At 60.7% G+C, this 24,473-nt stretch carries 20 protein-coding genes and 2 tRNA genes; 2 read left to right on the plus strand and 20 right to left on the minus strand.

The annotated features are described in order from the left end of the window. Positions 1–3: 3 nt before the first annotated feature. Positions 4–4,701, minus strand: coding sequence for a glutamate synthase large subunit (gene gltB / locus DW171_RS01130; protein WP_118270208.1), 4,698 nt, complete (start codon positions 4,699–4,701; stop codon positions 4–6). A 523-nt stretch (positions 4,702–5,224) separates the two neighbouring features. Between gltB and DW171_RS01135 the strand changes: the two genes are divergently transcribed. Beyond that, the gene (locus tag DW171_RS01135) at positions 5,225–6,481 is read left to right on the plus strand and encodes an Nramp family divalent metal transporter (protein ID WP_118270209.1); all 1,257 of its coding nucleotides are present in this window, start codon (positions 5,225–5,227) and stop codon (positions 6,479–6,481) included. 309 nt (positions 6,482–6,790) lie between these two features. On the opposite strand, the gene DW171_RS01140 is transcribed toward DW171_RS01135, so the two are convergent. The 6 genes from DW171_RS01140 to DW171_RS01165 form a co-directional block, all read right to left on the minus strand. Continuing rightward, positions 6,791–6,934, minus strand: a complete 144-nt coding sequence (locus DW171_RS01140) for a rubredoxin-like domain-containing protein (RefSeq protein ID WP_117638060.1) — start codon at positions 6,932–6,934, stop codon at positions 6,791–6,793. A gap of 89 nt (positions 6,935–7,023) precedes the next feature. Continuing rightward, positions 7,024–7,527: a flavin reductase family protein gene (locus DW171_RS01145; RefSeq protein ID WP_118270210.1), complete on the minus strand. Its 504-nt coding sequence runs from the start codon at positions 7,525–7,527 to the stop codon at positions 7,024–7,026. Between the two features lie 153 nt (positions 7,528–7,680). Continuing rightward, complete coding sequence (gene smpB / locus DW171_RS01150) at positions 7,681–8,151, minus strand: SsrA-binding protein SmpB (RefSeq protein WP_006235325.1); 471 nt, start codon at positions 8,149–8,151, stop codon at positions 7,681–7,683. Then, the gene (locus DW171_RS01155) at positions 8,141–9,058 is read right to left on the minus strand and encodes a hypothetical protein (RefSeq protein ID WP_117634813.1); all 918 of its coding nucleotides are present in this window, start codon (positions 9,056–9,058) and stop codon (positions 8,141–8,143) included. Before DW171_RS01155 ends, smpB begins: the two co-directional genes overlap by 11 nt. Positions 9,059–9,155: 97 nt before the next feature. Continuing rightward, positions 9,156–9,232: transfer RNA gene (locus DW171_RS01160), tRNA-Glu, on the minus strand. Between the two features lie 17 nt (positions 9,233–9,249). Continuing rightward, positions 9,250–9,323 (minus strand) — tRNA-Gln (locus DW171_RS01165). 265 nt (positions 9,324–9,588) lie between these two features. On the opposite strand from DW171_RS01165, the gene DW171_RS01170 reads away from it, so the two are divergent. After that, positions 9,589–9,999, plus strand: a complete 411-nt coding sequence (locus DW171_RS01170) for a hypothetical protein (protein WP_089572222.1) — start codon at positions 9,589–9,591, stop codon at positions 9,997–9,999. Positions 10,000–10,071: 72 nt separating this feature from the next. On the opposite strand, the gene DW171_RS01175 is transcribed toward DW171_RS01170, so the two are convergent. From DW171_RS01175 to DW171_RS01235, 13 genes are all read right to left on the minus strand, one after another. Further along, entirely contained in the window at positions 10,072–10,431 is a 360-nt protein-coding gene (locus DW171_RS01175; RefSeq protein ID WP_118270211.1) for an arsenate reductase family protein, read from the minus strand. A gap of 92 nt (positions 10,432–10,523) precedes the next feature. After that, the gene (locus tag DW171_RS01180; RefSeq protein ID WP_118270212.1) at positions 10,524–11,576 is read right to left on the minus strand and encodes a MupG family TIM beta-alpha barrel fold protein; all 1,053 of its coding nucleotides are present in this window, start codon (positions 11,574–11,576) and stop codon (positions 10,524–10,526) included. Positions 11,577–11,693: 117 nt separating this feature from the next. Next, positions 11,694–13,124 carry a PTS transporter subunit EIIC gene (locus DW171_RS01185; protein ID WP_118270213.1) on the minus strand — a complete coding sequence of 477 codons (1,431 nt, stop codon included), beginning with the start codon at positions 13,122–13,124 and terminating at the stop codon, positions 11,694–11,696. Between the two features lie 57 nt (positions 13,125–13,181). Beyond that, complete coding sequence (murQ, locus tag DW171_RS01190; protein ID WP_118270283.1) at positions 13,182–14,105, minus strand: N-acetylmuramic acid 6-phosphate etherase; 924 nt, start codon at positions 14,103–14,105, stop codon at positions 13,182–13,184. Positions 14,106–14,115: 10 nt separating this feature from the next. Next, positions 14,116–14,967: a MurR/RpiR family transcriptional regulator gene (locus tag DW171_RS01195; RefSeq protein WP_117655743.1), complete on the minus strand. Its 852-nt coding sequence runs from the start codon at positions 14,965–14,967 to the stop codon at positions 14,116–14,118. A gap of 204 nt (positions 14,968–15,171) precedes the next feature. Then, a complete protein-coding gene (locus tag DW171_RS01200) occupies positions 15,172–15,660 on the minus strand; it encodes a VanZ family protein (RefSeq protein WP_158570991.1) in 489 nt (162 codons plus the stop codon). Positions 15,661–15,857: 197 nt separating this feature from the next. Next, complete coding sequence (locus DW171_RS01205; RefSeq protein WP_117629497.1) at positions 15,858–16,463, minus strand: recombinase family protein; 606 nt, start codon at positions 16,461–16,463, stop codon at positions 15,858–15,860. 177 nt (positions 16,464–16,640) lie between these two features. Continuing rightward, positions 16,641–18,776, minus strand: coding sequence for a ribonuclease R family protein (locus DW171_RS01210; RefSeq protein WP_118270215.1), 2,136 nt, complete (start codon positions 18,774–18,776; stop codon positions 16,641–16,643). A 135-nt stretch (positions 18,777–18,911) separates the two neighbouring features. Further along, positions 18,912–19,832 (minus strand): permease-like cell division protein FtsX, encoded by a 921-nt coding sequence (gene ftsX / locus DW171_RS01215; protein WP_089572231.1) that lies wholly within the window; start codon positions 19,830–19,832, stop codon positions 18,912–18,914. Then, a complete protein-coding gene (ftsE, locus tag DW171_RS01220; protein ID WP_118270216.1) occupies positions 19,819–21,039 on the minus strand; it encodes a cell division ATP-binding protein FtsE in 1,221 nt (406 codons plus the stop codon). Before ftsE ends, ftsX begins: the two co-directional genes overlap by 14 nt. A 450-nt stretch (positions 21,040–21,489) precedes the next feature. Continuing rightward, on the minus strand, positions 21,490–22,431 hold the full coding sequence (locus tag DW171_RS01225; RefSeq protein WP_089572234.1) for a transketolase family protein: 942 nt from the start codon (positions 22,429–22,431) through the stop codon (positions 21,490–21,492). Between the two features lies 1 nt (position 22,432). Beyond that, a complete protein-coding gene (locus DW171_RS01230) occupies positions 22,433–23,263 on the minus strand; it encodes a transketolase (protein ID WP_118270217.1) in 831 nt (276 codons plus the stop codon). A gap of 208 nt (positions 23,264–23,471) precedes the next feature. Beyond that, the gene (locus tag DW171_RS01235) at positions 23,472–24,362 is read right to left on the minus strand and encodes a YitT family protein (RefSeq protein WP_118270218.1); all 891 of its coding nucleotides are present in this window, start codon (positions 24,360–24,362) and stop codon (positions 23,472–23,474) included. Positions 24,363–24,473 lie beyond the last annotated feature (111 nt).

Here is a 24,473-nt window from a genome sequence, read left to right on the forward strand (position 1 = left end):
CACTTACGCCTCCTTCTTGGTCGAAGCAACAGAGCTGGCGGCGGTGGGCACAGCACCCGCAGCACCGCCCGCGACATCAAAGCGAGCGACATCCGCGGCACTCGCGCGACCGGTCACGATGTCAAACGCCAGCTCCTCGGCCTGCGCATGCGTCTTGCCGGCAGCCTCGCCCGCGGCGACAATCGCCAGCACGCGCTCGTACTCGGTCGGAATGACCTTCACAAAGCGCTTGCTCATCGTCTCAAAGCTGTAGAGCAGTTTAATGCCGCGCGGGCTCTGCGTCGCGTCCACGTGCTCCTGGATGAGCTCGCGAATCTGCGCCAACTCGCCGGCCGTCGGGGCCTTGAGCTCAACGCTCTCGTGGTTCACACGGGCATCGAGCGTGCCGTACTGGTCAAAGACATAGGCCACGCCGCCTGTCATGCCGGCAGCAAAATTCTGCCCGACCTCGCCCAGGATGAGCGCCAGACCGCCCGTCATGTACTCGCAGCCATGGTTGCCGCAGCCCTCGACCACCACGGTGGCACCGGAGTTGCGCACGGCAAAACGCTGGCCGGCAAGACCGTTAATGAAGCCGCGGCCGCTCGTAGCACCAAAGAACGCAACGTTGCCCACGATGATGTTCTCGTCGAACTTGTAGGTCGCATGCGGGTTGGGGCGCATCGACACCTCGCCGCCCGAAAGACCCTTGCCAAAGTAGTCGTTGGCGTCGCCGCACACGTTGAGCGTAATGCCGCGCGGCAGGAAGGCGCCAAAGCTCTGACCGGCCGATCCATCGCAATCGATGGTGATGGAGCCGGCGGGCAGGCCCTCGGGATGTGCCTTGGTCACCGCGTTACCCAGGATGGTGCCCACGCAACGGTTGACGTTGGCGATATCGGCGCGGAAGCGAATCGGACGCAAGTGGGCACGGGCATCGGCCGTATAGGGCACGAACAGCGTGGAGTCGAGCGTCTTGTCGAGCTCGCTGTCCGCGGCCATCTGCGGCAGGAAGTGACGACCGTCGGCGCCTGGGATATGGGCACCGAACTCACAGGTCGCGCTTGCCAGCACGGGCGACAGATCCAGCAGGTTGGCCTTGCGGTTGCCCGGCACCTCGATCTGGCGCAAACACTCGGGATGGCCAACCATCTCATCGACGGTGCGGAAGCCCAGGCTCGCCATGACCTCACGCAGCTGCTCGGCAACAAAGAGCATAAAGTGCTCAACGTGCTCGGGCTTGCCGCGGAAGCCGCGACGCAGGCGGCAGTTTTGCGTGGCGATGCCGGCGGGGCAAGTATCCTGCTGGCAGTCGCGCTGCATGAGGCAGCCCATCGAGATGAGCGGCATGGTCGCAAAGCCAAACTCCTCGGCGCCCAGCAAGCAGGCGACGGCAACGTCGGTGCCGTCCATGAGCTTGCCGTCGGCCTCGAGCACCACGCGTGAGCGCAGGCCGTTTTGCAGCAGCGTCTGCTGAGCCTCGGCAAGGCCGAGCTCCAGCGGCAGACCCGCATGCCAGATAGAGTCGCGCGCAGCGGCACCTGAGCCGCCGTTGTGGCCACTGATCAAGATCTTGTCGGCAGCACCCTTGGCCACACCGGTGGCGATGGTGCCGACGCCGGCCTCGCTGACCAGCTTGACCGACACGCGCGCGCCGGGGTTGGCGTTCTTAAGGTCGAAGATCAGCTCTGCCAGGTCCTCGATGGAGTAAATATCGTGGTGCGGCGGAGGCGAAATCAGGCCGATGCCGGGCGTGGACTGACGGACCTCGGCGATCCAGGGGTAGACCTTCTTGCCGGGCAGGTGTCCACCCTCGCCGGGCTTGGCGCCCTGGGCCATCTTGATCTGAATCTCGAAGGCGCTGCACAGGTATCGGCTCGTCACGCCAAAGCGTGCGCTTGCCACCTGCTTGATGGCGGAGTTCTTGGAGTCACCGTTGGCCAGCGGGGTCTCGCGACGCGGGTCCTCGCCGCCCTCGCCCGAGTTGGAGCGTCCATGCAGGCGATTCATGGCGATGGCCATGCACTCGTGCGCTTCTTTGCTGATGGAGCCGTACGACATGGCGCCGGTGTTAAAGCGGCGGACAATGTCGAGCGCCGGCTCCACCTCGTCGAGTGCCACCGGAGTGCGACCGCTGGCATCAAAGTCGAGCAAGTCGCGCAGGCGCACGGCACGGCCGGTGCGGTGCAGGCGGCTGCTGTACTCCTTAAAGGTGTCGTAGCTGTCCTCACGGCAGGCGGTCTGAAGCAGGTAAACAGTCTGCGGATCGATGAGGTGATCCTCGCCGCCGAGCGGGCGCCACTTGGTCAGACCCAACGTGGGCAGCTGATCGGGAGCCGGGCTCTTAAGGATAGCGAGCGCGGCGTCGTAGCGCTCGTTTTGCTCGCGCTCGACGTCCTCGACACCCATACCGCCCACACGGCTCACCGTGCCGGCGAAATACGCGTTGACGAACTCCGGCGTAAAGCCCACGGCCTCGAAGATCTGCGCCGAATGGTAGCTCTGCACCGTGGAGATGCCCATCTTGGACATGATGGAGACGATGCCGGCGGTCGCAGCCTTGTTGTAGTTGGCGATGCCCTGCTCGGCCGTCACTTCCAGGTCGCCGCGTGCCGCCAGATCGCGGATGCACGCATGTGCGTTGTACGGATAGATGCCGCTCGCGGAGTAGCCCACCAGTGCCGCAAAGTCGTGCGGGGACACGGCGTCGCCGCACTCCACCACGATGTCGGCAAAGGTACGCACACCGGCGCGGATCAGGTGATTGTGCACGCAGCCCACGGCGAGCAGCGACGGCACGGGCGCCTCGCCCGCAGCGGCACGATCGCTCAACACCACGATGTTCACGCCGTCGCGGACCGCAGCTTCAACGTCCTCTGCAAGCTGCTTGAGCGCAGCCTGCAGCGCGCCCTCGCCGGCATCGCGGCGGTACACGGCACGGAAGCGGCGGGTCTTAAAGCCCACGCGGTCGATGGCGCAAATGCGGTCGAACTCCTCCTCGCTCAGCAGTGGGCGCTCCAAGCGCACCAGTTGACAGGCCGTGCGGGAATCCTCGAGCAGGTTGCCGTGGTTGCCCAGGTAGAGCGTGGTCGAAGTCACCATGTGCTCGCGCAGGGCATCGATCGGAGGATTCGTGACCTGGGCGAACAGCTGATAGAAGTAATCAAAGAACGAACGCGTCTTCTTGGACAAGCAGGCCAGAGGGGCGTCGATGCCCATCGAGGCGAGCGGGGCCTTGCCCTGCCGGGCCATGGGGCGCACGACCTCGTCGACGTCATCCCAGTGATAGCCGAGCTTGGCCATGCGCACGGCGGCAGGCACCTCGACGTCCTCGGCGGGCGCGGGCGCGGCGGGCTTGTCGAGCGCGTCGACCGTCAGCGTCTCCTCGGCGATCCAGTCGCGGTAGGGCTTTTCCTTGGCATAGCGGGCTCGCAGCTCGTCGTTGTAGATGACGCGCCCGCGGGCAAAGTCGACCTCGAGCATCTGGCCCGGCCCCAGACAGCCGCTCGTCAGGATGTTCTCGGGGCTCACCTCGATGGTGCCCACTTCGCTTGCCAGCATAAAGCGACCGTCGCGCGTCACGTAGTAACGAGCGGGGCGCAGGCCGTTGCGGTCGAGGGCGGCGCCCAGCGTGCGGCCGTCGGTAAAGGCGATGGCAGCCGGGCCATCCCAGGGCTCCATGAGCATGGACTGGTAGGCATCGTAGGCGCGGCGCTCCTCACTCAGGCTGTCGTTGTGGTCCCACGGCTCGGGCAGCAACATGGATGCGGCGCGCGTAAGCGGGCGACCGTTCATGACCAGGAACTCGAGCACATTGTCCAGAATCGCGGAGTCGGAACCCTCGCGGTTGATGATGGGCATCACGCGCTCAAGATCGTGCTGCAGCACGGGGCTGTACAGGTTGGGCTCGCGGGCGCGAATCCAGTTGACGTTGCCCTTGAGGGTATTGATCTCGCCGTTGTGGATGATAAAGCGGTTGGGGTGCGCACGCTCCCAGCTGGGCGTGGTGTTGGTGGAGTAGCGCGAGTGGACGAGCGCCACGGCCGTCTTGACGGCGGCGTCGTTGAGGTCGATGAAGAAGCGGCGCATCTGCGTGGCGACCAGCATGCCCTTGTACACGATGGTGCGCGAGCTCATAGAGCACACGTAGAAGATCTTGTCGCGCAGGGCAAACTCGGTGTCGGCCTTCTTTTCGATGGTGCGACGGCACACGTACAGGCGACGCTCAAAGGTATCGCCGGCGGGTGTGTCGTCCGGACGGCCCAGGAAGGCCTGCAAGATGGTGGGCATGCAGGCGCGCGCCGTCTCGCCCAGGTCGTGCGGGTCGACCGGCACCTCGCGCCAAAAGAGCAGCGGCACGCCGGCCTCGGCGCAGCCCTCCTCGAACACGCGACGGGCATCCTCTACGCCCTTGTCGTCCTGCGGGAAGAACAGCATTGCCACGCCATAGTCGCCCTCTGCCGGCAGAATCTGGCCGCACTTTTGAGCCTCTTTACGGAAAAAGTGATGCGGAACCTGGAACAGGATGCCAGCGCCGTCGCCGGTGTTCTTCTCGAGTCCCGTGCCGCCGCGGTGCTCCAAGTTGACCAGAATGGACAGTGCATCGTCCAGAATCTGGTGATGGCGCTCACCGTTGATATCGGCAAGCGCGCCGATGCCACAAGCATCGTGGTCGAATTCGGGGCGATAAAGGCCCTGCTGCTGAGCGGAATCTGCCTGCATCGCGATCCTCCCCTAGATATTTAGACAGTCAGTTGACTAGGCATACTATGAGCATCGCCGACCCGTTGTGTTTCCCACCCGTTTCGAAACAATCGCGTAACGCACGCCCTACGAGTGGACACCGCCGACCTCAAGGGCGACAACATAGGCCCCAAGTTCGGCCTGTTAGCTCACCACTTCAAACATCTCAATCTGTAACAGGAAGGCCCAATTACGACGACTAACTGTTACAGATTGAGATGTTATCGAGAGACAGTTCCGAATGTCTCGATCTGTAACACGAAGGGCCGGTTTTGGCGGTCAGCTGTTACAGATCGAGATTTTCCATAGGACCATTTCTTCCTGTCTTGATCTGTAACACCTAGACCCAATTTCCATCCCTAGTTGTTACAGATCGAGACATTTCGGCAGCCCCCTTTCACCATCCCATTCAAATACAACAATTTTGTTAGTCTTGGTTAACTTTTAAGCTTAAAACGGGTATCCTTTGCGGCGTCAAGCAAACGGCACACAGGAGCGCACCATGCTCAACCATCTCAAACAACACTTTGGCTCCCGACGCACCGGCGGTCACGGAGGTCTAGACATCGCGCGGCATATCGGCCCCGGGCTGCTCGTGACCGTCGGCTTTATCGACCCGGGCAACTGGGCCTCCAATATGGCCGCGGGCTCGCAGTTTGGCTACGCGCTGCTGTGGATCGTCACGCTGTCCACGATTATGCTCATTGTGCTGCAGCACAACGCGGCGCACCTGGGTATCGCCACGGGCACCTGCCTTGCCGAGGCCACGACACGTTACCTCCCCCGCTTCGTTGGACGCACGGTACTCGCCAGTGCCTATCTCGCGACTGTCGCCACCGCCATGGCCGAAGTCCTGGGTGGCGCGATTGCCCTTCAAATGCTCTTTGGGCTGCCCGTGCGCGCGGGTTGCGTCATCGTGGCGGCAGTATCGATGGCGATGCTCATGACGAGCTCCTACAAGCGCGCCGAACGCTGGATCATCGCCTTCGTGGGTGTGGTAGGACTCTCGTTTTTAGCAGAGCTCGCGCTGGTCAAAGTCGACTGGCCGCAAGCAACCGCAAGCTGGATCACGCCCAGTATGCCCACTGGCTCTGCCGCGATCATCGTGAGTGTCCTGGGTGCGGTCGTTATGCCACACAATCTCTTCCTGCACTCCGAGGTCATCCAATCCATGCACTTCGAAGGCCAAGGCGAGCAGGTTATCGAAGAACGTCTGCGCTACGAGCTCTTCGACACGATCTTTTCGATGGGCGTGGGCTGGGCAATCAACTCGGCCATGGTCATCCTTGCCGCAACGACCTTCTTTGCGCACGGCATGGTCGTAGACGACCTCGCCGTCGCAGCGGCCACGCTCTCCCCCATCTTGGGCCCGGCGAGCTCGACCATCTTTGCGGTAGCGCTGCTGTTTGCGGGCCTCTCGAGTAGTGTGACGGCGGGCATGGCGGCGGGCACCATCACCGCGGGCATGTTCGACGAGGAATACGACATCCACGACCGACATTCCTCGATCGGGGTGGCGGCCTGTTTCGTCGGCGCAGTGACGGCGTGCCTGGTCGTCCCAAATCCTTTTGAAGGTCTCATCTGGAGTCAGGCGCTGCTGTCGCTTCAGCTGCCGATTACGGTCTTTGTGCTCATACGGCTCACCAGCTCACGCCGCGTCATGGGCAAATATGCCAATTCGCGCCCGCTCAACGCGCTGCTCGTAGGGATCGGTGCCATCGTGACGATTCTCGATGTCGTGTTGTTGACAGGGATGTAATGGGACGGGGCACCTACCCAGGCAAACGTCTCGATCTGTAACAGGAAGACCCGTTTCGAGCCGTTAGATGTTACAGATCGAGATCATTCCGAGGGACAGCTCCGTTTGTCTCAATCTGTAACAAGTGGACCCAATTTCCACCGTTAGATGTTACAGATTGAGACAAAAGGTCGGCCGGACTCACAACAGACAGGATCGGCCAACAGCAACCGTGATCCCTTGGGGGCGGAGGAAAAGGGTCCCGGCCGGGATATCCGACCGGGACCCTTGGACAGAGCTATGTGTTGCCGTGAGCCGCGTGCCGACGAGCTACTCCTCGACGAGCTCAAACTGATCGGGACCGACGCCGCAGACCGGGCACACGTAGTCCTCGGGCAGCTCGGGCGTGTCGACCTCAACCTCGTAGCCACAAACGATGCACACGAACTTATACGTCTTCTTCTCCTCAGCCATGATGTTCTCCTCTCGAACGCGACTGGTGATGTACTTCATCTATTAGTATAGATTCTCAATAATATAATGCAAGTATTTTTAAAACATTTCTAGCCTTGATACGAGGACGCCTTCGGAGGCGTCTTGCCCTTCAGGACCTTATGGTAGTAATCGTAGGTGAGCGGCGTCTCGTCGCTCAGGCGCTCGGCATCCTCGACCTCGCCGATAAACAGTAGATGCGTGCCCACATCCACAGTGTCGATCAAACGGCAGCTAAACAGGGCCGTCGCGTGCTCGGGCACATAGGGCATGCCCAGAGCCGTCTCGCGGGTCTCGTATTTGGCAAACTTGTCATAATCGCTGCTGGTGCGAAATCCAAAGTTGCCAATGTAGAGCATATCCGCCGTCTGGTCGATCACGGTCAGCGCAAAGGCCTTGGCAGTCTCGATCACGCCAGCGGTCACATTTTCCTTGTTTACGGAAACCGAGATGCGAGGTGGTGCTGCCGTCACCTGCACCGCCGTGTTGATGACGCAGCCGGCGCGCAGCCCGTCTGCCGCGGCGCTCACCACATACAGACCGCTCGGCATGGTAAAGAATGCAGTTTTGTCCATAACAAGTACTCCCCTAACCCGGGATTGAACCTTAAGGCTGTATGTACCCATAAAAAGCGGCGCCCATAACGGACGCCGTTTTTTGGAAATATATGGCAAAACAGCAAGGAAGACGGGGCGGGCGCGGTAGGGCACCTTCCCGTGAACTCGCTCCTAGCGGTTGCGTTCTTTAAGAGCGCGGTCGATCTCGCGCTGGACATCGCGCTTGGCCATATCCTCGCGCTTGTCGTAAAGCTTCTTGCCGCGGCCTAGGCCCAGCAGCAGCTTTACGCGGCCGTCGGTATTAAAGTAGAGCTCCAGCGGCACCAGCGCATAGCCGCGGTTGCGAAGTTTGCCGTCAAGAAAGTCGATCTCCTTGCGGTGCAGCAGCAGACGGCGCCGACGGTCGGGATCGCGATTCCACACGCCACCATGGCTATAAGGGTGGATATGCAGGCCGACGAGCCAGCACTCCCCGCCACGAATCAGTGCGAAGGTATCGGTAATCTGGCACGCGCGCTCGCGAATCGACTTGACCTCGGTACCGCTCAGCTCAATACCGCACTCAAACGTCTCATCGATAAAGTACTCGTGATGTGCCGAGCGATTCTTGGAAATGAGCTTGCGCTCGCGCTTACTGGGCATCGCCGGCCTCCTTGGCGCCATCGGCGTTTGAGCCCGCAGCCTCGCGCTTTGCCTTGCGCTCGGCGTTAAGCTCGGCATCACTCTCGCGCACCAGCTTGATAATCGCCGCGCACGCCTCTTCGCCCACCAGGTCGCGGGCACGGACCGTCAGGCGCGTAGCCTCCTGCTTGTCGCCGTCGCTCGCAGCGTCGGTCGCACACATGATCAGGCAGATGGCAATCTCGGCCGAAGGCGAGGTCGGCACGCCCTGCAGGGCGAGCTCACCCATCACATGGTCGTCACTCTCGTCCGCGGCATCCGGATAGGTGGTATGGATCTTGTTGAGCAGGCGCGTCGTATGCGCATCGTTGGGCGCCAGGCGCAGCGCCAGACGCGCGCAGCCCACGGCAGCCGAAATGTTCTCGGTCTCGGGCTCCAAGAAGTACTGACCCAAGTTGGTGTAGGCGCGTGCGGCGCACTTACCGTCGCTCGCGCGCTCCAGCACCGAGAACGAGAGCGATGCCCACTCCTGCTTGTCCTCGAGCGCGCGGAACAGCTCGGCCAAGTCCAAGCGATAGTTGCAGTTCATGGGATCCCAACGCACGGCCTGCATCAGGGCATTCCGAGCACTCACATAATCCTGCTGGCGGATGTAGGCAAACGCCATGTCGGAGTACAGGCGGTCAAAGGGAACCTCGACCTGCACCAGCTCGCGCGGATCCTTCTCCACGCGGCGATAGGCCAGGCGCTCAAACTTGCTGTCGAAGCTAAAGTACTGGCGCTTCTCCTCCGTCTTGCACTCAGCGTCGATATACTCCTCGGCGAGCTCCACCAGACGCTCAAGCAGCGGCGTCGCCGTAGCCAGGTCGCCCTGCGCCAGATAGTTCTCGGCATACGTGATGTCTTCCAAGCTGATAGGCAGGTCCATGACAACTCCTCGGTCCGGGCGGCAGACTCAACGCGCGCCTTAAATATCGGTCAATACACAAAACCCGGGTCTCTTACGAGGCCCGGGCGTTCAATTTTGGTAGCCCGTACCAGATTCGAACTGGTGATCTCCGCCTTGAGAGGGCGGCGTCCTAAACCGCTAGACGAACGGGCCATATGTAGCAAATGCAATGGCTGGGATGGAGGGAGTCGAACCCCCATTGACGGAACCAGAATCCGCTGTCCTGCCATTAGACGACATCCCAATGACTGCATCGCTGCGCTCGGCTGTGCCTTTGCGCAAGAAAGAAATATACGGGAAGTCCGGCCGTGACGCAAGCCCCAATTTTGACTTTTTTGAAATTCAGTCAAATACGGCCGACACGTGAAGGACCTGTGAAGCGCCAGCGACACGTACGGCGCCAAAGCCCGTAAAACATCCCGCATCTACCGCTGGTAGATTACAACAATGCAGCACTCACGGCTGATGGCACAATCGAACCGTCATCATTGCACGGATATCGAGGCGCCATGGACGAAGAGCTTGATTACCTATGGGAGACCCTGGGCCTCGAGATCACTGCTGACCTTTGGCCCGAACGGGACAAAATCCATCCCACTCTGCGCCCCGCCATCACGGTGATGCAGGCAAACTACCGCCGTGCATCCTTTTTGATCATGCGGATGTCATGGCACGCGGGACTCCCCGACCTTAAGCGAATCCAGGCAAGCCTCGTCGAGCTGTCCGGTATGCCGACTGTCATATCCGAGGCGCACCTGGAGCAGCGACAGCGCGAGCGACTGCAACAGCAGCGGATTCCCTTTATCTGCCCCGGCGTTCAGGCATATCTGCCCTTTATGGACGAGGAGTACTGGAGCGGCAAGCCCAACAAGCACGTAAAGGTCTACGATCCGCACGAATGGGCACAGCTCGATGATTGAGCCGAGCGAGCCCGCCGATGGAAAACACGTCCCACCCTGAGCACTCAAAACGGGTCGCACTTTCCGCAGCCGCTACAGCAACGCCTCGACCCAAGCCGATTCCCTAAAGCCAGGAATCGCAAAGTCGTCGCCCACCAGCAGCGGACGCTTGACCAGCATGCCGTCGGTCGCCAGCAGCTCGTAGCACTCCCGATCCGTCATACCCGCATCCAGGCGTGCCTTCAGGCCCAGCTCTCGATATTTCATGCCCGACGAGTTGAAGAAGCGTCGCACCGGCAGCCCCGAACGAGCAATCCAGGTCGCAAGTTCATCGGCCGCGGGATTGTCCAAAACGATATCGCGGTCGATATACTCTACCCCGTGTTCGTCCAGCCATGCCTTGGCCTTCTTACAGGTCGAGCACTTGGGATATTCAACAAACAGTACGGTCATGGGAATCCTCCGAATATAGATCGGCCAACGCGGACACACGCCACACGAGGCACCTTCGTATGATGGGCCAATTGTAGCCCACGGGTCACACGCTAAACGAACCGTACCCCGAATCCGCGTTTGATGAACGGCAGCAGCTCCATTGCCTCGGGCGTGATATGGCCCGCAACGTTCATGCGCTCGTCACCGGGAAGATCGACCCGCGCGATCTCAAGCTCGCCTTCGTAGCGCCCATATCCGCTATTGCTCACAGCGATCGACCCCGCCTTTCGCGGCAGGCCGGCTCCGGCATCCGTCGGCACGGAATCCGGCTTAAGCTTCGTACGTGACTCCTGAGACCTAAAGATGAGGACACTCGAGTCGGGCCGGTCGTGATGAATCTGCCCGCGCACATAGGCATAACCGGGCTCAAGCTCGCATTGCAGGTCCACGTATCCGGCGGAAACTTGAGCAAACTGCGCCCAGCCCGCATCGGAAAGATCGGGGTCGCCGACCAACACAATGTCGCAATCGGCGCCATGTGCAAGCTCAAGCATATTGAGAGCAACCTTTAACGCGCGACCGCGCTGCGCCTCGACCGTCGGCAGTCCCTCGAATACTGGCCCGCGAACGTTAGCATCACCCGGCACAAAAGCCATGATTTCGAATCCAAGCGCCGCAAGACGAAGATTCACCCGAGCAATGTCCTCCAGAGCTAAACCGGTATAAGGCTTGGGGTAAAAATTGTGGCAGGCGGCAAAACGAGTCACATCGGCACCGGCCTCACGCCACGATGCGATTTCATCAGAACTCACCGTCGATGCATTGACCACAATGCGAAATACACCGGACAGCTCCGCGACCCGCTGGGCGCTAAAGCCATAGTCCAAACGAAGGTATTCCAACCCCAGATCGCGCAGGTCCTCGATGCGCTCAAGCCCGAGCAAATCGCACGTGCGAGGCCCCACATCGGCAATGAGCGCAATGCCGCGGGCGGAAAGCAGCGACAGCACATGACGGACCTTATCGGCATACGCCGCTCCCCCATCCTCGGGAATATGCAGCGAGGTGAACGCATAGCGCGCACCCGCCGCGGCACCACGCTCAATTGTCCGCTCAATATCCTGCAGAGGGCTGGAAAGATAAATCGAAATACCCGTTTTCACGCTTCAACGCTCCTTTAAAAAAGGCCGGCGGAGCAGTTAGCCCCGCCGGCACAACCATAGCATCAAGAAATCTGCCGCGCGCCGCGAGCCCTGAGCAACACGGCTCGCGATATCAAACTATTCGCCAAAGAACTCGTTGATCTTCTGCTCGTCGACGCCAAAGAACCACGTCAGGACAAAGCCGGCGGCATAGGCAAGCAGCATAGCGGCAACGTAGCCGAGCTGCTGGCCAGGAACGACGATCAGCAGGCCAAACAGACCGGAAACGCCCTGAGAAACCGTGCCGATGTGAAGCAGCGCCGCGAGCGCGCCGCCAAATCCGGCACCCAGGCAGGCCGTCACAAACGGACGAACGAGCGGCAGCGTAACAGCATACATCAGAGGCTCGCCCACACCCAGGATTCCAACGGGAATAGACTCTGCGACGTACTTCTTGAGCTTGGCGTTCTTGGTCTTAAAGTACAGCGCCAGACCGGCACCGACCTGACCGCCGCCAGCCATCATAAGGATGGGAAGCAGGTAATTGATGCCCTTGGTAGCGCCGTCGGGATCGTTGAGCATAGCGTGGATCGGCGTGAGCGCCTGATGCAGGCCGACGGAAACCAGCGGCAAGAAGCCTGCCGACAGGATATAGCCACCCAGGACGCCCAGCTTCTCGAAGATAAAGGTCAAAACGCTAAAGATGGCAGTCGTCAGCCATGCGCCAACCGGCTGGATGACGAGCATCAGAGCAAAGGCGCCGATGATGAACACCAGCAGCGGGGACAAGAACGTGTCGAGTGCGTTGGGCATAACCTTGCGAATCTGACGCTCCATCCAGGCAAAAAATGCGCCGGCGATAAGAGCCGCGATCATGCCGCCCGCTGCGGGGTTGTACTGCGCATTGGTGAGCGGCAGCAGAATGGCAGTGGCAGGATCGGCCGCGCCAGGCGCAAGCAGGGGCATGGCACTGTTGGCGATACACATCATGCCGGCGATGCCGCCCAGCGCAGCGGAGCCACCAAACTCACGTGCCGCGTTATAGCCCACCAAGATGGGCAGATAGGCAAACAGGGCCCAGCCCATGGAACGAATGCCCTGGTACCACCACTCGCCTGCAAGCGCGCCTGCCGTCGAGACGTTAATGACGTTGCAGATACCGTTGATGAGGCCAGCCGCAATGATGCCGGGGAGCAGGGCAACGAAGACATTGGAAATCTTCTTGAGGAAGGCCTGAACCGGCTTGGACTCGTACTTTGCCTTCTGCGCGGCCTTGTTTGTGGCCGCAGCGTCAACCACGCTCTCGTCGGCAACGCCTTTCGCAAGGCCGGTGAGCTTGGAGAACTCCTCGAGCACCTTATTCACCTTGCCCGGACCCAGCACGATCTGCATCGTGTCGTCCTCGACCAGGCCCATCACGCCGTCGAGTGCCTTAATGCCCTCCGCGTCGACGCTGCCCGTGTCTTTGACGGTCACGCGCAGGCGCGTCATGCACGCCGCGTTTGCCAGCACGTTGTCTTTACCGCCCAAAAGGTCCAGCAGCTTTTGAGCCAGCTCTTTGTTCGTCATAACTCCTCCTTGTATTGGGTATCTCGTCTGGATGTCATATCAGCTCACGCCGCGCACCTATTGGGCATCGGCATCGCTCTTCTCATGGCCACTCACCGCAGCACGGACATGGCCTCGCGCTCGCTCAAGAGCTACCGCAGCCTGCTCGACATCGCAGTCCAGCAGTACCGAGACAATAGCGGTTTTTACGTGGCCGCCGGCATCTGCAAGCGCCTGAATAGCGCGCTCGCGCGTGCAGCCGGTCGCCTCCATCACGATGTTCTGGCCGCGCACCACCAACTTCTCGTTCGTCTGCTGCACATCGACCATCAGGTTTTGGTATACCTTGCCGATCTTGACCATGGCACCGGTCGAAATCATGTTGAGAATGAGCTTTTGAACCGTTCCCGCTTTGAGCCTCGTTGAGCCGGTCAGTACCTCGGGACCGGGCACGGGTTCAATGGCAAGATCTGCGCTCTCCCCGATCTTCGACCCTTGGTTGCAGGCAATTGCAATGGTCTTGCACCCAGTTGCCTTGGCGTACATAAGGCCGCCCACCACATAGGGAGTACGACCGCTTGCCGCCAGGCCAACGACAAGATCCCTGTCCGAGAGTCCACGCCCCCGCAGGTCGCTCGCGCCAAGCTCCTCGCTGTCTTCGGCACCTTCGACAGCCTTGATAAACGCCGTCTCGCCTCCGGCAATGAGCCCGACAATCAGATCGGGTGACACGCCAAACGTGGGCGGACACTCCGAAGCGTCGAGTACGCCCAGACGACCGCTGGTGCCTGCGCCCATGTAAAAGACGCGCCCGCCGCGCTCGAGTGCCTCAGCAGCCCAGTCGATTGCTGTGGCAACCTGGGGCAGCACTTTTGTGACCGACTGGACGGCACGAAGATCCTCATCGTTCATCGTCGTAACGATTTGCAGCGATGTCATCGTATCGAGGTCCATAGACCTTTGATTACGCTGTTCGGTCGTGAATTTTGTTAAATCGAGCATTTCATTCACCTCATCTTTCCTGTTTCTCGATGTAGTTTTGCTTAATGACATGCGTCGCCCGTTCGTAGTCGCTGGCAACGTAAGCAGCGTACAGGGCATCGACAACCATAAGCTGGGCCATACGCGAAGCCATGGCACCGCTGCGGACCAAGGGTTCACTCGCAGCGACGCCGAGCACGGCATCGGCCACGGTGGCAAGCTTGGATGATCCATCTACTTTGGTAACGGCCACAACGGGACAGTTGTGACGTTGGGCCTCGGCGGTGCAGTCCAGCACCTCTTGCGTCAAGCCCGAGTAGCTAAAGGCGATTGCCATATCGCCCTCATGCATGTTCTTGGCACACAAGAGCTGATCATGCCAGTCGTCGTACAGATGGCACTCTTTGTCGACACGCATGAGCTTTTGCGCCAGATCGTGCGCGACCAAACGAGAGGCACCGATACCGAACAGATTGACTGCGCGCGCCCGCTTAAGATAGGCCGCGCATCGCTCCAAGACGGTGTAATCGAGCGTTCGCGCCGTCGCTTCGATCGTGCGCACGTTGCTTTTCATCACCTTCCCCACGATACGTTCGACGCTGTCATCCATGGAGATGTCCTCGAGGGCTACGTCTTTCTTGTCACCTAAGAGCGCCAGCTCGGCAATCAGTTCGCGCTGGAACTCCTTGTAGCCCGCAAAACCCAAACGCTTGCAAAAGCGCAAAATGCTCGAGGGCGAGGAGAACGTGGCATCGGCAAGACCGCGGACGGACAGCCCGACCACCTCGTGCGGATGAGCGCTCACGTATGCGATGACATTGCGTTCCGCCGGGCTCGCGCTGAGCTCACGCTCGCGAAGCCGCAAAAGCAATCCGTTTGCCATCTCAAACACCTCCGTTGAGAAGAATTAAAGACCAACGAACGATTCGTACCGGATACAAACAGCTTTTACGGTACATTGTGCCGCATCGTGGCGCACAAAGGACGAGCGTTCTACCGCTCGCCCCTCAAATCCGACCGCTCGGAAATACGCGCGACACAAAATAATTCAACAAGGTCGCATGATCAGAAACGGGTTTGTTACCGGCTAGCGCCTCGCATGGGCGCCGATCGGACGTGCCGCATGGCGCACCAACACCGCTGCCAGCAATACCAACAGCATCGCGGTAACATAGCCCGCAGCATCGAATCCTAAATCGATAACGTCGAAATGCCTGCCGGGAACAAAGATCTTATGTACCTGATCGCCAACGGAGCAGACGGCGCAAAAGAGCAACACGGGCACGCAACGGGAGCATACGCTCCACGGACGCCTGGAAAAGCAAACCACGACCACCGAGGCGAACAATCCGACGAAGAAAAACTCTACGGTATGGGCAACGCGACGGACGTTCGTGCCCACCCACATGCGAATGGAAGCAAGTCGGCCAGACCGGACATTCGAAGCAGCCGAATCGGTGCCCCCGGTCATCCCATTCTCGGTCTGAGCTTCACCCGCGATATCGGCAGCCTGTACGCCCGTAGCTTGACCCTCCACCACACGCGCGGTGGACTCGCTCAGCAACGACGTCTCCACCGCATTTTGCTCCGTCAGCACCCAGATGCCCGCCAGCGTTGCAGTAAACAGAACGATCGCGGTCCATCCGATTATTTATTTTACGCGCGCCAAGGGCCTACCTCCTTTTTTGAATATCAGCGAGTGTAGCCCCAAATGACATCGTCACCGTATCAAAATTTGAATCGCAACAGGAAGCGCCAAAGCGACGCAAACCCCTACCCCGCCTCGCGCATCCAGCGATCGAACGTCCCCACGCACACGCCCAGGCACTTTGCTGCCTGGCTGCGGGTAATATCGCCTGCCTCATAGCTATCGCGTACCAGCTCAAACTGAGGAGGGCACGGCTTGCGAGGTCGACCGAAACGGACCCCTCGCGCCCGCGCCGCTGCAATCCCCTCCGCCTGGCGCCGATGGATATTCTCGCGCTCCACCTGCGCCACGTAGCTCAGCAGTTGTAGCACAATATCGGCAATCAGGGTATTGGTCACATCCGGCGCGCCGCTGGCCCTGGCGCGCGTGTCAAGCAATGGCATGTCCAACACCACAATGGCAACCCCGAGCTCCTTGGTAATGCGTCGCCATTCCTCAAGAATCTCGGAGTAATTACGGCCAAGCCGGTCGATAGAAAGCACCACCAGCACGTCCCCGTCTCCCAGGATGTGCAGCAGCTCGCGATACCGCGGGCGATCGAAGTCCTTGCCGCTCGCATGGTCGGCATAAATATTCGCCGAGCCCACGCCATAGGCGCCCAGCGCATCCAGCTGCCGATTTAGATTCTGATCGCGCGAACTCACCCGCGCATAACCATACACCGTCGCCATCTCATCCCCGCTTTCTTGTAAACCTGCCAAAAAGGGACAGGTTTATTTTGGTAGGTTTTACCTCTCGAATAGCAGGTAAGCGGGCGGCCGAGCGGACGGCAAGGTAGCTATGATCCAAATGCGGAGGGCGGCCCCGAAAGACCGCCCTCCGCTCTCCCGCCATGAGTCGAGATTTGGCTAATGGATAAGCTTAAAGTCCAAGTGCCCACGCGTGGTATTGACGCGCGAAACCTCGATAATCACGCGCTGGCCCAGTTCATAGCGAGTCCCCGTGTCGGCGCCCGTCAGCGTAAGCGCATCCTCGTCGAACTCGAACCACTCGTTGCCCAGACTCTTGATCGAAACCAAGCCTTCGACCTGCGTCAGGTCCAAGCGCACAAAGAGGCCCATGCTGCTGCCCCATGAGACCGTTCCGGCATAGCGCTCGCCCAGGCGATCCTCATAGTACTGGGCAATCTTGATCTTTTGCGTCGCATGGCTAGCGGCATCTGCCGCGCGCTCGGCATCGCTGCATGCGCGGCAGATCTGCGGCAGAATGCGCGGCAGCGACTCGCGCCCCTTGCCGATCAGCCGCGGTGTACGGACCAGGGCGTCCTTGCCGCCGAGCTGCTCATAGGCCAACTGCAGTTTGAGCACGCGGTGCACCACCAGATCGGGGTAGCGACGGATGGGACTCGTAAAGTGACAGTAGCACGGCGCGGCGAGCGCAAAGTGGCCCTCGTTGCGCGGCTTGTACAGTGCGCGCTGCATGCTGCGCAGAAGCAGCGTGTTGACGAGCGGTGCGTTGGCCGTACCGGCGGCAGCATCAACTGCAGCCTGTAGCTCATCGGGACTCCCCAGGGCGATACCGGCAGCACGGCGATCGTCGATGATGCCCAGCTGCGCCAGCGCAACGGCGGCACCGTGCAGGCTATCGGGGCTCGGATCCTCATGCACGCGATAGCAGGCCTCGATATCACGGTCTGCCAGCCACTCTGCAACGCACTCGTTGGCGAGTAGCATGGCTTCCTCGATAAGCGACGTGGCACACGAACGCTCGCGCGCCACAATCTGCACGGGTACTCCGTCCTCATCCAATAGAGCGCGAATCTCGGCCGTGTCAAAATCGACTGAGCCGCGGGCACGACGAATACGACGGCGAAGTTCGGCGAGTTCGTTGGCGGCGACAAGGAAATCGCCGAGGTCGACGTTATAGCCGCGAGCAGTTTCCTCGCACGCAAGACCGCGCTCAAGCGCCTCCTCGCGCGAGGCCTCAGCAGCCGCAACATCCTCAGCGGCGCCTTCCAGCACCGAATACTCAACCGCGTCGGCACGCACCAGCAGCGCCTCGGCGCCGTCATAGTCCATACGCACACGCGAGCGAATCACGCTGGGGTACGGATCGTAATGCCGCACGCGACCCTGCGCATCGAGCTCAATGTCAACGGTAAACGCAAGACGGTCCTCGTCAGGGCGAAGCGAGCATAGGTCACAGGACAGGCGTTCGGGCAGCATGGGAAGCACGCGATCGGCCAGATACACCGATGTCGTACGATGGCGAGCCTCAAGATCGATATGCCCGTCCCAAGCCACATAGTGAGAAACGTCAGCGATATGCACACCCAGCTTGTAGCCACCCTCGGGCGTGCGCTCAAGCGAAATGGCATCGTCAAAGTCGCGCGCGTCGACCGGGTCGATCGTGATGACAAAGCGGTCGCGCAGATCGCGGCGGAGCGGGTCCTTAAGCGCCGCGGACACATCGAGCGAAAGCCCCTCGGCCTCGTCCAGCGCGGCCTCGGGATAGCTATCGGTATAGCCGTAACGCGCCATCACGTATTGAACGCCCAAATCGGGCGCGTCATCTCCGCCAATGCGGCGTTCGATCGTCACGGTGCCCGATTCCAGGCGCGTCGGGTAGGTCAAAATGCGCGCGACAACGGCATCACCCGGGTGGACGCCCAGACGATCCGCCGAGGTATCCTCGGGCAGAATGAAGAAGTCGGCCTTCAGGCGCGAATCGAGCGGCTCGATCACACCGAGCGGACCAGCGGTCTGGTACGTACCCACCACGCTTATGGCTGCGCGCTCAACCACGCCTTCGATCACGGCGCGCCGCTCACCGTGCGGGCTGTTCTTAATGCTCACGGCAACGGTATCGCCATCCATGATCTCGCGCTTACCGCGGCCCATAACCTTGTAGTCGCCGCTCTCGGTTATGACATAGGCGCCATGCTCATGGAGCTGCACGCGCCCGGTCAGGCTCGGACGGCGTTCGCTGCGCACCGGCCCACGCTTATTGCGAGCACCGCGCTTATGCTTGTTATTGCGCCCCATGGCGCCTCCTTGCTATCGATGACGAACTCCAAAGAGTCTACCCAAATGATTCGCTTTCCTGCCGTCCCCTAGAGATCAAAAAACGGGCCGCCCCATAAGAGACGACCCGTTGGAAGGGATGAATTCCAGGCATGCCTACACGCGCAGGTAGCGGCGCATGGCTATGGCAGAACCAAAGAGACCGATAATCACACCGACCAGAATCAGCGCAGCATAGGTCACCAGGTAGTACTGCATCGGCAGGGCAAACGACATCCAGCCGATGCTCTCCTGCAAACGCGGAATCATCAGATTGCGCAGCAGCTCCAGAACGCCGATGGAAAGCAGCGAGCCCAAAATGGCCTGCAGTACGCCCTCGGTGATAAACGGGCCGCGAATGAAGCCGTTGCTGGCGCCGACCAGACGCATAATCGCAATCTCACGACGACGCGCCGTGATGGACAGGCGAATCGTGTTGTTGATGAAGATGAATGCGATAAAGGTCAAAAGGCCAACGAGCACCACGGCGGCGATGCGGATGTAGTTGGTCACCTGGAACAGGCGGCTCACTTCCTCTTGGCCGTACAGCACGCTCGCGTTGACGTCGCCGTCATCCGCGATCTTCTGGAAGTCGGCGTTCTTCTTGAGCTTCTGGGCCGTGCTCTCGACCTTGGACGGATCGTCCATCTCAATTGCAAACGAAGCCGGCAGCGGGTTCTGGCCATCGAGCGCGCTCATGGTGGCGTCGGCGTTGCCCGACATCTTGCTCGTATACTCGGCCAGCGCGTCGTCCTTGTCCTTGTACGTCACGGACTTGACGTTATTCCACGTCTTAAGCTCGGCCTCAAAAGCCTGAACATCGGCCTGATCGGCGTCATCGCTAATGAACGCGTTGATGACGACCTGATCCTCGACGGTGCCGATCACGGAGTTCAGCATCGCGGAGCCCATGATGAACAGGCCGATGATAAACAGCGAAAGGAAGATCGTGATGACGGCGCCGAGCGAGGTAGTCCAGTTACGGAAGAAGTGACTGATTGCCTCTTTGAAGGAGTAGCCCACGTTAGTTGGTGCCATAGTTGCCGTAACCTCCCCTCTCCTGGTCGCGGATAACGTGGCCGCCCTCGAGGGCGATCACGCGACGGTGCATGCTATCGACCATCTCGCGGTCGTGCGTGGCGACGATCACGGTGGTGCCGGTGCGGTTAATACGCTCGAGCAGCTTCATGATGCCCAGCGAGATCGCCGGGTCGAGGTTACCCGTGGGCTCGTCGCAGATCAGCAGCGGCGGACGGTTGACCATAGCGCGGGCGACGGCGACGCGCTGCTGCTCGCCACCGGAAAGCTGGTCGGGCAGCGAGTCCATCTGATCGGCCAGACCGACCAGACGCAGCACCTCCGGCACCTGGCTGCGAATGACGCCCTTGGGCTTGCCGATGCACTGCAGGGCAAACGCCACGTTTTCGTAGGCGGTCTTTTGCGGCAGAAGCTTAAAGTCCTGGAACACGGCGCCAATCTGGCGGCGCAGGAACGGAACCTTGCGGTTCTTGATCTTCATGAGGTCCTGACCGGCAACCAAGATGCGGCCGCTCGTCGGCTTGACGTCGCGGTTGAGCGTCGACAGCAGCGTGGTCTTACCCGAGCCGGAATGACCGACCAGGAAGACGAACTCGCCCGGATAGATCTCGATGTTGATGTCGTCGAGTGCAGGCTTGTTGGGCTGTGCCGGATAGATCTTGGTGACATGCTCCATAAGGATGACGGGCTCGACACCGGCCTGCTTGGCCATCTTCTTGCGGCTGGCTTGCGGATCGATGGGCGCAAACACCGACGTAAAATCGGGGTTGTTGAGCGCGTTATCGAGGCTTGCGACCTCGGCGGCCTGATCGCTCTCGACCACCGGGGCAGCAGGCTGCGTGGGATCGGGAATAGCGGCAAAGAGACCGGACTGCGCAGGCTGAGGAACCGGCGTCGCAGGGGCCATGGGGTCGGGAATGCCGGCCATGGTAGGCTGCGGCGTGGCGGCGCCAGCCTGAGGCTGCTCCACGCGAGCGGTCACGGCCTGAACGGGCTCAAAACCCGCCGTGCCGGAAAGCGCGACATCGCTGGTGGGATTGTAGGCAAAGGGATCGGATGCCGGCTGTGCCTGATCTGCCGGCTGAGCGGGGGCCTGAGCAACAGGCTGGCCCCCTGAATCCGGAGTGGCGAAACGACTGCCCTGGACGCCCGTCTGCGTCTTGGGGGCATCATCGCCCGCACCGGAGGTACGGAAGTGGTTACCCACTGGTGCTCCTTATCGTCGTGCGTTTAAACTACATGAGCGCTTTGTATTTTAGCAGCATTAGCTTTGCTGCACATAAGAAGCATGGCGGGGTTTGGGTCTCACCGGCCGGGCGCAGGGTTACCTCCCAAATCGTCCTCGCGCATGGCCGGCATTTGTCCTGCTCCTGCGGAGCTGCGGACAAACGCCGGCCTGCGCTGCGGAAAGATTTGGGAGGTAACCCTGCGCCCGGCCTGCGGCTACTATGGGGCCGACGCACCAACTTGAGATGCTGCGCATACAAAATTGGAAGGGTCTGAATTGCACTTTGTTGGGATGGGCTCGTTTCCCCATGGGAACTTTGCTTGGCAGGACTCTAATTTAAATTCAGCATAAACAGGGGCGCCCTCTTTGAGGACGCCCCTGTTCTGGCTTGTTTGCGGTTGTCGACGCGATACTTTGCCTCGTCTTGCCTTATGCCAAGAACTCCTTGGTGGTCGCCACGATGTTGGCGGCGTCCAGGCCGTACTTGTGCAGGAGCTCGGCACCCGGGCCGGACTCGCCGAAGGTGTCGTTGACGCCAATCTTCTTGAGCGGCGTCGGGCACTGCTCGCACAGGACGTCGGCAACGGCGCTGCCCAGACCACCGATCACAGAGTGCTCCTCGACGGTCACGACGTGGCCGGTCTTGGTGGCGCTCTTGACGATCAGGTCGGCATCGATGGGCTTGATGGTGTGCATGTTGATGACCTCGGCATCGATGCCCTCGGCAGCGAGCTGCTCGGCGGCCTCGAGGGCCTCGCCAACCATTAGGCCGCAGGCGATGATGGTGACGTCGGTGCCCTCGCGCATGACGATGCCCTTGCCTACCTCGAACTTGTAGGTCTCGGGGTCGTTGATGACCGGCGAGGCCAGACGGGCAAAGCGCATGTATACGGGGCCGTCGCACTCGTAGGCGGCGCGCGTCACGGCACGAGCCTCCACGTCGTCGGCGGGAACGATAACGGTCATGCCGGGGATGACGCGCATGAGAGCGATATCCTCGCAGCACTGGTGCGTGGCGCCGTCCTCGCCCACCGAGATACCGGCGTGCGTGGCACCGATCTTAACGTTAAGGTGCGGATAGCCGATGGAGTTGCGGACCTGCTCAAAGGCGCGGCCAGCGGCAAACATGGCAAAGGTGCTCGCGAAGGCGACGCGGCCGGTGGTCGCGATACCGGCGGCAACACCCATCAGGTTGCTCTCGGCAATGCCCACATCGAAGAAGCGGTCGGGGCAGGCTGCCTTAAACTTGCCGGTCTGCGTGGCGGCGGCCAGGTCGGCGTCGAGGACCACAAAGTCATCGTGCTCGTTGGCGAGCTCGACGAGGGCCTCGCCGTAGCTTACGCGCGTGGCGATTTTCTTGACGTCTGCCATCCTAGAGCTCCTCTCCGGCGGCCGTGAGCTCTGCCATGGCCTGCTCAAACTGTTCATCGTTGGGGGCCTTGCCGTGCCAACCCACCTGGTTCTCCATAAAGGAAACGCCCTTGCCCTTGGTGGTCTCGGCGATGATGGCGGTCGGCTGACCCTTGGTGGCGCGGGCCTCGGCAAAGGCGGCGCGGATCTGATCGAAATCGTTGCCGTCGGCGAGCTCCACCACGTGGAACTTGAAGGCGCGGAACTTGTCGGCGAGCGGCATGGGGTCGTTGACCTCCTCGACGGGGCCGTCGATCTGCAGGCCATTGTGGTCGACGATCACGCAGAGGTTATCGAGCTGCTGGTTGCCGGCAAACATGGCGGCCTCCCAAACCTGGCCCTCCTCGCTCTCGCCGTCGCCCAGCAGGGCGTAGGTGCGATAGTCGTCGCCCCAGTGCTTGGCGGCAACGGCCATGCCCACGGCGGCGGAGATGCCCTGGCCGAGCGAACCGGTGGACATATCGACGCCCGGGGTGTCGTTCAAGTTGGGGTGACCTTGCAGGTGGCTGCCGATGTGGCGCAGCGTCTCGAGATCCTCCTTGGGGAAGAATCCGCGCTCGGCGAGCACGGCGTACAGACCAGGCGCGCAATGACCCTTGGAAAGCACGAAGCGATCGCGGTCGGCCTTGCGGGGGTCGGCCGGGTCGACGTTCATTTCCTCAAAGTACAGATAGGTCATGATGTCGGCAGCGCCGAGCGAACCGCCCGGATGGCCGGACTTGGCAGCGTGCACGCCGGTGACGATGCCCTTCCTTACCTCGTTGGCAACCTTTTTGAGCTCTTCGTCGCTCATTGTGCCTTCCTTTCATCCTCTTAAGACAAGATGCGCACGGCACGGAAAGGTAGTCCCAACACAGCCGCGATGCACGTACGTCATTCATTATGCTGGAAACTGGAAGCTTTACCAGAGTATTTATCATTATTTGAACAATTGAGCAGGCAGAACCGCTGATGAAACGGTTTATCAATGTGAACGTCTTTTGGATGGAACGCAGTCGGCCCTACGCGTTAATGTCCTTGAATCCCTCACCGAAGGTTTCCGTAACGTCGGCGACCGTCACAATGGCGTGAGGATCGCGCTCGCGCACGATCGTTTTGAGGGTGTTGAGCTCGCGGCGGCTCACAATGACCATGATCACCGGCTTCTCGGCGCCCGAGTACATGCCGGTCGCCTTAAACTTGGTGCAGCCGCGACCCAGGCCATACATGATGTCGGCCGCAATATCGGGAAACTTGTCCGAGATGATGAGTACCATACGGCGCCTGTTGCCGCCGTCGACCACGGCATCGATCACGTAGCCGCTAATGACCATCGAAAGGCCCGCATACAGCGCGTTTTCGACCGAGAAGACCGGGGCCGACAGCGCGCACACGGCAACGTCGATCGCCATGACGGTGGAGCCCACCGGTAGTGACGTATTGCGCGAGATAATCTGACCGATGGTGTCAGAGCCGCCAGTGTTGGCACCGGCGCGTAGCACCATGCCGTAGCCAATGCCCGTGATAATGCCGCCCCACATAGCGGGCAGCATCAGGTCGGCATGTGCCAGCGGCGCCACAAACGGAGCGAACAGGTCGGTGAAAAAGCCCAGCAGCACAAAGCCCGTCGCCGTCTGTATCACGTAGAACATGCCACCCTCGCGCATAACGACCAGCAGCAGCAAGGCATTCATCACGATGGTTTGAATACCGACAGGCAGCGAGATGCCATGCGAGGCGCCGACCGCCTGGATAATCGTGGCGAGACCCGTAACGCCGCCGGCAGCAAGACCGTTGGGAATCAAAAACAGGTCCGTCGCGATAGCTGCCAGGGCGCAGCCAAACATGATCTTGGGCAAGTCATGAAAGAAGTTCAGCGAAAGAATGCGCTTGATGTCCAGACGATATGCCATGCTGCCTCCCTCAAAAAAGCGCACCCAAACGGATGCGCTTCGAACTTCTTGCTGTATTCGATTCTACCGATTCGCCGGACAAAAACCACCCCTGCGCAGGGTTTATTCCGG

The organism is Collinsella sp. AM15-2 (assembly GCF_003471985.1).
In the GTDB taxonomy this organism is placed as follows: Bacteria; Actinomycetota; Coriobacteriia; order Coriobacteriales; family Coriobacteriaceae; genus Collinsella.

Bases quoted from the DNA above. Each gene is read 5' to 3' on its own strand.
- DW171_RS01175 (WP_118270211.1), bottom strand. From the start codon at position 10,431: ATGACCGTACTGTTTGTTGAATATCCCAAGTGCTCGACCTGTAAGAAG.
- smpB (WP_006235325.1), bottom strand. From the start codon at position 8,151: ATGCCCAGTAAGCGCGAGCGCAAGCTCATTTCCAAGAATCGCTCGGCA.
- DW171_RS01170 (WP_089572222.1), top strand. From the start codon at position 9,589: ATGGACGAAGAGCTTGATTACCTATGGGAGACCCTGGGCCTCGAGATC.
- gltB (WP_118270208.1), bottom strand. From the start codon at position 4,701: ATGCAGGCAGATTCCGCTCAGCAGCAGGGCCTTTATCGCCCCGAATTC.
- murQ (WP_118270283.1), bottom strand. From the start codon at position 14,105: ATGCTCGATTTAACAAAATTCACGACCGAACAGCGTAATCAAAGGTCT.
- DW171_RS01235 (WP_118270218.1), bottom strand. From the start codon at position 24,362: ATGGCATATCGTCTGGACATCAAGCGCATTCTTTCGCTGAACTTCTTT.
- DW171_RS01195 (WP_117655743.1), bottom strand. From the start codon at position 14,967: ATGGCAAACGGATTGCTTTTGCGGCTTCGCGAGCGTGAGCTCAGCGCG.
- DW171_RS01230 (WP_118270217.1), bottom strand. From the start codon at position 23,263: ATGAGCGACGAAGAGCTCAAAAAGGTTGCCAACGAGGTAAGGAAGGGC.
- DW171_RS01210 (WP_118270215.1), bottom strand. From the start codon at position 18,776: ATGGGGCGCAATAACAAGCATAAGCGCGGTGCTCGCAATAAGCGTGGG.
- DW171_RS01225 (WP_089572234.1), bottom strand. From the start codon at position 22,431: ATGGCAGACGTCAAGAAAATCGCCACGCGCGTAAGCTACGGCGAGGCC.
- DW171_RS01185 (WP_118270213.1), bottom strand. From the start codon at position 13,124: ATGACGAACAAAGAGCTGGCTCAAAAGCTGCTGGACCTTTTGGGCGGT.
- DW171_RS01135 (WP_118270209.1), top strand. From the start codon at position 5,225: ATGCTCAACCATCTCAAACAACACTTTGGCTCCCGACGCACCGGCGGT.
- DW171_RS01205 (WP_117629497.1), bottom strand. From the start codon at position 16,463: ATGGCGACGGTGTATGGTTATGCGCGGGTGAGTTCGCGCGATCAGAAT.
- ftsX (WP_089572231.1), bottom strand. From the start codon at position 19,832: ATGGCACCAACTAACGTGGGCTACTCCTTCAAAGAGGCAATCAGTCAC.
- DW171_RS01155 (WP_117634813.1), bottom strand. From the start codon at position 9,058: ATGGACCTGCCTATCAGCTTGGAAGACATCACGTATGCCGAGAACTAT.
- DW171_RS01140 (WP_117638060.1), bottom strand. From the start codon at position 6,934: ATGGCTGAGGAGAAGAAGACGTATAAGTTCGTGTGCATCGTTTGTGGC.
- DW171_RS01145 (WP_118270210.1), bottom strand. From the start codon at position 7,527: ATGGACAAAACTGCATTCTTTACCATGCCGAGCGGTCTGTATGTGGTG.